Origin of the sequence: uncultured Bacteroides sp. (genome assembly GCF_905207245.1) — a bacterium.
GTDB lineage: Bacteria > Bacteroidota > Bacteroidia > Bacteroidales > Bacteroidaceae > Bacteroides.
In genome coordinates this window covers 1-2,798 of record NZ_CAJLKP010000178.1, presented here as the reverse complement: position 1 = coordinate 2,798, position 2,798 = coordinate 1, and the positions used below count along the sequence as shown (strand labels likewise).

At 41.6% G+C, this 2,798-nt stretch carries 3 protein-coding genes; 1 reads left to right on the top strand and 2 read right to left on the bottom strand.

Translation table 11 applies throughout. From position 1 onward, the window contains the following. A partial coding sequence (locus QZ135_RS24855) for a signal recognition particle receptor subunit alpha (RefSeq protein ID WP_294615803.1) occupies positions 1–355 on the bottom strand: 355 nt, incomplete at its 3' end. Between the two features lie 3 nt (positions 356–358). Further along, on the bottom strand, positions 359–682 hold the full coding sequence (gene ylxM / locus QZ135_RS24850; protein WP_118578857.1) for a YlxM family DNA-binding protein: 324 nt from the start codon (positions 680–682) through the stop codon (positions 359–361). 559 nt (positions 683–1,241) lie between these two features. On the opposite strand from ylxM, the gene QZ135_RS24845 reads away from it, so the two are divergent. Beyond that, positions 1,242–2,630 (top strand): ISNCY family transposase, encoded by a 1,389-nt coding sequence (locus tag QZ135_RS24845; protein WP_161285588.1) that lies wholly within the window; start codon positions 1,242–1,244, stop codon positions 2,628–2,630. The last annotated feature ends 168 nt before the right edge of the window (positions 2,631–2,798 follow it).

Sequence of the window (2,798 nt, the reverse complement as noted above, 5' to 3'; positions counted from 1 at the left end):
CTGTAGTTGTTTTACCGGCTCCCTGAAGACCTGCCATCATAATGACAGTCAGATCATTGCCAGGCTTGATCGGAAGCTCTGTAGTCTCGCTTCCCATAAGATTAACCAGCTCTTCATTTACAATCTTGATGACCATCTGGCCTGGGTTCAGTCCGTTCATAACGTCCTGTCCAACTGCACGTTCCTGTACAGATTTCGTGAACTGTTTCACGACTCTGAAGTTAACGTCTGCTTCAAGGAGTGCCATCTTAACTTCTTTAAGAGCAATCTTAACATCCTCTTCGGTCAGACGGCCTTTGCTTCTCAGCTTCTTGAATACATTCTGAAGTTTATCTGTTAAGCTTTCAAATGCCATGAATTATAACTCCTCTAAAATCACATTGGATATTGCCTCAATATCATCAGCGTGATATCCGGATGCAAGCTCATGTATCTTCTGTACCTGTCCCCGGATATTCACAAACTTCTCCACCAGATGCAGCTTCTCTTCATATCCTTCCAGCGCCTTGTCACAGCGTCTGATCATATCATGTACGCCCTGACGGCTGATATTCAGTTCCTCTGCAACCTCACTTAAAGAATAATCCTCCAGAACTACACTCTCGTAGATCTGCTGCTGTCTCTTCGTAAGAAGCTCTCCGTAAAAATCATAGAGCAAAGTACGTTCCACAAACTTTTCCATTCGTTATCACCTTGGGTATCATACCGTATTTTGTGGTGTGTGTCAAGTGTTTTTTCTTTACATTGTATATACTATTTATATGTCCAAATTTATTATACGCTATTTCTAATTATCTGCCCTTATGTTATACGATAAAAGCTGCCGAGCCTCCAGCAGAAAGGAGGTGAATTCGATGGATAATGTTATTGCTCTAATCCTTGTCCCTGTCGCAGTAAATGTAATTAGCTACTGCATTTACAAATGGCTGGACAGAAAAGACAAATAGGCAGCATAACAACCTAAGGCATAAGCCACCTACATAAACGGAATAGAAAACCCCGGAAGTCTCGCACACCTCCGGGGTTTTCGTTTGCTTTCGATGGACTATTGCTCTAATCCTTAGCTACTATTAGCATATGCCATAACCAACGAAATGTCAACTTAAAATCCACATATTTTACTGAATTTATGAACCATTTATGATAATGTCCTAATATACCACAAAGGAAAATGTCCCAATGTAGTATAATGCTTCCATCAACAGATGGAGGTAACGATTATCAGAAAGGTAGAATTATCAATGGATGAACAAAAGAAGTATGAGGTGATCAAATCATTGGCAGATCATCCAGCCCCTAACAAGCAGAGAGCTGCCCTTACTCTCGGTTGTACTGTACGTCACATTAACCGTATGCTTAAAGGCTACAAAGAGCATGGCAAAGCCTATTTTATCCATGGCAACAGAGGACGTAAGCCAGCCAATACCATCCCCAATGAAACTCGTAATCTTGTTGTCGATTTATACCGCAACAAATACTATGATGCCAATTTTGTGCATTTCACTGAGTTATTAGGAAAACATGAAGATATCCACATCTCCCCTTCAGCGGTTATGTCTATTCTCGAAGCTGAATACATTCTCTCTCCCAAGGCTACAAAAGCTAAGAAAAAGAGAATCAAAGAACAATTAAAAGCCGATAAAAAAGCAGCGAAATCTCAGAAAGAAGCGGATCAGATACAGATTAATCTTGTTGCTCTTGAGGACGCCCATTCCCGCCGTCCCAGAGCCGCTTATTTCGGTGAACTGCAGCAAATGGACGCAACTCCCTACGAATGGATCCCCGGTCAGATATGGCATCTGCATCTGGCTATAGATGATGCTACAGGAAGGATTACCGGCGGTTGGTTTGATACCCAGGAAACTCTGAATGGCTATTACCACGTTTTCCATCAGATCCTCACAACTTACGGTATCCCCTACAAGTTCTTTACAGACCGCCGTACTGTTTTCACCTATAAAAAGAAAAACTCCCCATCTATCGATGAGGATACCTATACACAGTTTGCCTATGCCTGTAAACAGCTGGGGGTTGAACTGGGATCAAGCAGTGTGCCTCAGGCAAAAGGACGTGTAGAACGCCTGAACCAGACGCTACAGTCGCGCCTGCCAGTCGAGTTAAGACTTGCAGGCATAACGACCATAGACGCTGCCAATGAATTCCTAAACTCCTACATAAAGGAATTCAATGAGAAGTTTTCCCTTCCCATTCATGGTATCAAGTCTGTGTTCGAAGTGCAACCCCAAATTGAAAAAATTAACCTGATTCTTGCAGTTTTATGCGAAAGAACGGTAGATACCGGACACTGTTTAAGGCATTCCAATAAATACTACCGTATGATTGACAGCAGAGGCAATCAGGTCCACTACCGAAAAGGAACAAAGGTAATGTTTATTCAGGCTTTTGATGGCAGTCAATACTGCTGTGTAAATGACAAAGACATCTACGCACTGGAAGAAATACCCGAGCACGAAACAAAATCAAAAGACTTAGATATAGACTATACTCCGCCAAAACCAAAGAAGCCCCGCATTCCACCAATGAATCATCCCTGGCGTCGCCAACAGTTTGGAAAGTTTGTCAAACAGCAAGAACACCACCAGAATGATCAAGATACAAAAATTGCCTGAGGAATGAAACGAATCAATTTAACAAGCCCCAGCAAAAAGCCGGGGCTAATACTTCAATTATTTTAGGACATTTTCAAAAACGCTTGACATAGTTATTTTTACTTTTTTTACATCTGTATGAACCATTTATGATAATGTCCTAATATACCACAAAGGAAAATGTCCCAA